The 5,152-nt window shown below is 38.7% G+C and carries 5 protein-coding genes and 1 pseudogene; 1 reads left to right on the plus strand and 5 read right to left on the minus strand.

The annotated features are described in order from the left end of the window. Positions 1 to 86: 86 nt before the first annotated feature. Positions 87 to 647, plus strand: a pseudogene (locus NI466_RS15455) (IS5 family transposase); the annotation flags it as partial. 99 nt (positions 648 to 746) lie between these two features. Here the strand turns inward: NI466_RS15455 and NI466_RS15460 are convergent. The 5 genes from NI466_RS15460 to NI466_RS15480 form a co-directional block, all read right to left on the minus strand. Further along, the gene (locus NI466_RS15460) at positions 747 to 1,547 is read right to left on the minus strand and encodes a sulfite exporter TauE/SafE family protein (RefSeq protein ID WP_086044993.1); all 801 of its coding nucleotides are present in this window, start codon (positions 1,545 to 1,547) and stop codon (positions 747 to 749) included. 43 nt (positions 1,548 to 1,590) lie between these two features. Continuing rightward, positions 1,591 to 2,085: a flavin reductase gene (locus NI466_RS15465; protein ID WP_086044999.1), complete on the minus strand. Its 495-nt coding sequence runs from the start codon at positions 2,083 to 2,085 to the stop codon at positions 1,591 to 1,593. 97 nt (positions 2,086 to 2,182) lie between these two features. Next, positions 2,183 to 3,226, minus strand: a complete 1,044-nt coding sequence (locus tag NI466_RS15470; protein ID WP_004281804.1) for a methionine synthase — start codon at positions 3,224 to 3,226, stop codon at positions 2,183 to 2,185. 51 nt (positions 3,227 to 3,277) lie between these two features. Beyond that, positions 3,278 to 4,261, minus strand: a complete 984-nt coding sequence (locus tag NI466_RS15475) for a putative oxygenase MesX (protein WP_004647848.1) — start codon at positions 4,259 to 4,261, stop codon at positions 3,278 to 3,280. Between the two features lie 168 nt (positions 4,262 to 4,429). Continuing rightward, positions 4,430 to 4,975, minus strand: a complete 546-nt coding sequence (locus NI466_RS15480; protein WP_253173989.1) for a hypothetical protein — start codon at positions 4,973 to 4,975, stop codon at positions 4,430 to 4,432. Positions 4,976 to 5,152 lie beyond the last annotated feature (177 nt).

Genomic DNA, 5,152 nt, shown 5'->3' on the forward strand with positions numbered 1-5,152 from the left:
GCTCTTTCTCTGATTTCAGGGGTATATTTTAATTTTGTCATCGGGATAGTCTCTCAGAATATTGACTCTCCGACAAACCCGGTACGGTTCAGTTTCTAGGTGAAGGTGAGTGGAAACGTAAGAAACATGGACCTGAATATCGTCGCCAATGGCGTAAGCTTCATATTGGCATCGATGCTGAAACCTTGCAAATACGTGCAGTACAGCTTACCACAAATAATGTGAGCGATTCGCAAGTACTCGGTGATTTACTTGCTCAAATTCCCTTAGATGAACGAATTGATTCGGTCTATACCGATGGTGCTTATGACACGAAGCACTGCAGACAAGTCATTCTAGATCGAGATGCACATGCGGTCATTCCGCCAAGAAAAAATGCAAACCCATGGAAAGATCAGAAATTGAGATCTTTAGAGCGGAATGAGTTACTGAAAACAGTTAAACGTTTAGGAAGAACGCTTTGGAAAAAATGGTCTGGTTATCATCGTCGAAGTTTAGTTGAAACCAAGATGCATTGCATCAAACTATTAGGTGATAAATTAACAGCAAGGAGTTTTTCTAGTCAGGTGAATGAGATTCATGCACGCATAGCCGTATTGAACAAATTTACAGAATTAGGTCGTCCTCATACCCAAGTTGTCACTTGAATTCTGTTCAAATGAGCAGAGTGTTGTCTTTTAAATCTTTGTGCAACAAAGCCCTTTAAAATTACATTTAGCATAAAATCTCTTATGAGAAGTCCAATATTAAATTAATCCCTTCACAAGGAAGAAGCTTGCTACAATGACCAATAAAACTGCAAAGCATTTCTTTAACATTGCTGGCGATAAAGCATGTGCCGCCTTCGCACCAAACTTAGCCGTAATGAAACTCATGATGCTAATGCCAATAAATGCATAAATATGCACGTAACCAATGGTATTAGATACATTAATCTCAGCATTTATACCAAAAATAATAAAACCTAATGCACCAGCGACAGCAATGGGGAATCCACATGCCGCAGATGTTCCAACCGCCTTCTGCATGACCACACCATAGCGATTCAGGTACGGAACCGTCAGACTTCCACCACCTATTCCAAAAATTGCTGATGCAATCCCAATGACACTACCAGCAGCAACTTGTTGACCTGACGACGGTAAAGTTTGCGTTGAATTAATTGCTGTTTTAGCATCTGTAAGCATCGTATATGCGACCCAAATCAGAAATAAGCCAACAATGATTTGTAGATGTAACCCTGATATCAAACCAGCAATACCTGCCCCAAAAAAACAACCAATCGCCATTGGTGGAGCTAGATTTTTAAATACAGGCCATAGCACAGCGCCATTTTTATGATGTGCCATTAATGAGCTGATTGAAGTGACAACGATTGTTGCTAAAGATGTACCTAATGCGAGATGCATAACAACATCAGGGTCATAACCCATTTGAGTAAAGACAATAAAAAGCAGTGGTACAATAATCGTACCACCGCCGACACCAAACAGCCCTGCTGCAAAACCAGCAAAAGCGCCGATGACTAAAAAGGTTATAAGTTCCACAATAGACTAACTTTTAAAAAGATGAAGGAATTAAGGCATTGGGTTAAACGTGTTCCAATTGACCCACTTGATGATAAGCACGATTAAAGTACACCAAGCTTTCTTCTTGATCGCTTTGCTTTACTGCAAGTACACGGCATAAAAAAATACTATGTGTACCGACTTGTTGAATGTTCTCAATCTGACAATCAAAACTGACTAATGCATCTTCCAAAATCGGCGAGCTTGTTTCTAACGTGCTCCAATCACCTAGTTTGAAACGATCTTCTGAGCTAAACTTACTTGAAGCAAATGCGTTAGAAATTTGCTCATGCTGTGTACTCAGCACATTGACCGCCAAGACTTTATTTTCAAAAAAATAGGCATGTGAACGGGAGGATTGATTCATACAGACTAATAACGTTGGCGGTGTATCCGTCACGCTACATACGGCAGATGCAGTAAATCCATGCATACCTGTTTCACCCGAAGTCGTAATAACATTCACTGCTGTGGTGAGTAAAGACATTGCATTTCTAAAGTCTGTTGCTTCAATCATCTCTTTCATCTCAAATGTACATATCACGTGCTCGTGCATAAAGCTGGACAAATGACCTTGCGATGATTTGTTCTGCTTCGCACGAGACTACGTTTGATTAAGCTTCTAGCTCTTTACGAACAATGGCAGCACCTGCGCTTAAAGCTTCAAGTTTGCCACGTGCCACTTGGCGAGATAGCGGTGTCATACCACAGTTAGTTGAAGGATACAGTTTATCTGCATCAACAAATTGCAATGCTTTGCGTAGCGTATTTGCTACTTCCTCTGCAGTTTCCACTTGAGTGGTTGCCACATCAATTGCACCCACCATCACTTTCTTACCACGGATCAATTCGATTAAATCCATTGGTACACGTGAGTTTTGGCATTCAAGTGAAATAATATCGAGCTTAGATTGTTGTAGTTTCGGGAATGACTCTTCGTATTGACGCCATTCATTACCTAAAGTTTGTTTCCAATCTGTATTGGCTTTAATGCCGTAACCATAGCAAATATGAACTGCAGTTTCACATTTTAGACCTTCAAGTGCACGTTCTAAGGTTGGTACACCCCAGTCATTCACTTCATCAAAGAATACGTTAAACGCAGGTTCATCAAATTGAATAATGTCTACGCCTGCTGCTTCAAGTTCTAAAGCTTCTTGGTTCAAAATTTTGGCAAATTCCCAAGCCAGTTTTTCACGGCTCTTGTAGTGTCCGTCAAAAAGTGTATCAATCATGGTCATTGGACCAGGCAACGCCCATTTAATTGGCTGACTGGTTTGGCTGCGTAAAAATTTCGCATCGTCTACAAACACTGCTTTTTTACGAGAAACTTCACCCACAACTGAAGGTACACTTGCATCATAACGATTACGAATACGCATGGTTTCACGCTTTTCGAAATCTACACCTTCAAGATGTTCAATAAACGTGGTTACAAAGTGCTGACGGGTTTGCTCACCATCACTCACGATATCGATACCTGCAGTGACTTGCTCATGTAATGATAATTTCAAAGCATCACGTTTAGCTTCTAATAATTCTTCGCCTTCAAGCTTCCATGCAGACCATAATTTTTCAGGTTCAGCTAACCAAGACGGTTTTGGCAAGCTACCCGCAGTTGAAGTTGGGAGTAAAAGTTTCGGTTGTGTAAGCGCCATGTCTAATCTTCTTTCTCTAAAATTCGTCAGTCTGTGTGTCAATTCGATGTCTTAAGCAGCTGTTTCGACCTTAAAGTTTGCTGCCCATTCATTTAAAATATCTTGATATGGTTTGATGAAGTTTTCTTCTGTCCATTTACCTTGCTTAACCGCTAACTCACCACGTTCAACACGGTCATAAACGATACGTGTCAGTGAGTAATCGCCATAGCTCAAGCTTGGTTGATACTCCACACCTGCCGGAGAGTTGGTGTTGTAAATTTCAGGACGATAAATTTTTTGGAAGCTTTCCATGGTTGCAATCGCGCTGATCAATTCAAAATCAGTATAATCACGGACTAAGTCGCCAGCGAAATAGAATGCTAATGGTGCATTACCACCTTCTGGTTTGAAGTAACGTACACGTAAGCCCATTTTGGCGAAATATTCATCGGTACGTGAATATTCATCATTGGTATATTCCTCACCTAAAATAGGATGTACGTTTGCCGTACGGTAATAGGTTTTAGAGGTTGAAACACTTAAACAAATCACAGGTGGCTTGGTAAATTCTGCCTTAAATACATCTGAATTCACCAAATGTTGATACAATTTACCATGTAGATCTCCAAAATCTTCAGGTTTTTCACCTACACCACAACCCAATTGAGGCAATACTACGCTGAAGTCGTAATCACGCACATAAGATGAGAAGCTATTGCCGATCATGCCTTCAATACGCTCCCCTGTTTTATGGTCAATCACTACACTTTTCAGTGTTTCAATAAATGGGAAAGTTTGACCATTACCTTCGATATCAATTTCAGCAGAAATGATGTCAATCTCAAGTGAATAGCGATCACCTTTCGGGTTATCAACGGTTGCCAAGCTATTAAAACGGTTGTTGATCATCGCAAGGGTACGACGCAAGTTTTCTTCACGGCTTTCCCCACGTGCCAAATTGGCAAAGTTTGTGGTTAAACGTGTGCTTTCTGCTGGTGTATAATTCTCATCAAAACGGATACGTTTAATTGAACACTCAAATGCTGTACTCATGGAGATTGCCACCTAAAAATTTTATAAAAAGCTAAATTTCTGAATGGCTGTATTTAAACGTGAATAAGAAAGTGAGTAAAACGATATAAATTCAGCTTAAGATGAGAAATACTCATCTTAATAAATTAAAGATTCTGAGGATTTTTAGTTATTCAGTAAGTTAAGCGGCTATCTAAAATCTTTATCTGAAATTGATAATGTTTTTTGCAACTCTACCAAAGATAATAAATCTCCAACTATCAAGTTAACATAACGATCAGCTTCTTGCCTAGAAGTAATAATATCATGAGAACCTTTCTGAGCAGCTTTGAAAATAGCATCTAACCGCTCGCCCAAATATTTCATCTGTGAACCAACGATTTCCTCAAATCTTTTAGAGTCTGACTGCTCATCAACATATGCAATAATTCGATTTATATAATTATCCACACCTAATTTAATAATTTTAGTTTTACCATTGTCTAAATTAATAGTCTTATCCTCTCTAGCAGGATAAATCACATCAGCAGTATCTTGAAATATTTGCCTACAACTATGAACAGCATTTGACCAATCCTCTGAATTTTCGGACGTTAAATTTTCATAAACAGATGCAAATTTTTGCGCTGATAATGGTACTAAATCTCCAATTTTTCCGTCTACAAACTTTCTTGTTCTAGAAAAAATATCTGACGTAATTTTTGAATATTTTAGCTCATAATATTTATTAGACACATATTCGTATACAAAAGCTTGTCGTTTAATTAGAAATTGAGAGTTCGTGCTAATACCATCTCTTAAACTCTTTCTTTCTAAAAAATTACTAGGGCGTGTCCTCATTTGAAGAATTGGTTTTAAATACTTAAAATCCTCCTTTGAGTTATTTTTATTTCTATATTTTCAATGGCACGT

It is taken from the genome of Acinetobacter lwoffii, from assembly GCF_024129595.1.
GTDB lineage: Bacteria > Pseudomonadota > Gammaproteobacteria > Pseudomonadales > Moraxellaceae > Acinetobacter > Acinetobacter lwoffii_O.

What these genes read in the sequence shown, in the direction of transcription:
- NI466_RS15465 (WP_086044999.1), bottom strand. Translation starts at nt 2,085, where the DNA reads ATGATTGAAGCAACAGACTTTAGAAATGCAATGTCTTTACTCACCACA.
- NI466_RS15470 (WP_004281804.1), bottom strand. Translation starts at nt 3,226, where the DNA reads ATGGCGCTTACACAACCGAAACTTTTACTCCCAACTTCAACTGCGGGT.
- NI466_RS15475 (WP_004647848.1), bottom strand. Translation starts at nt 4,261, where the DNA reads ATGAGTACAGCATTTGAGTGTTCAATTAAACGTATCCGTTTTGATGAG.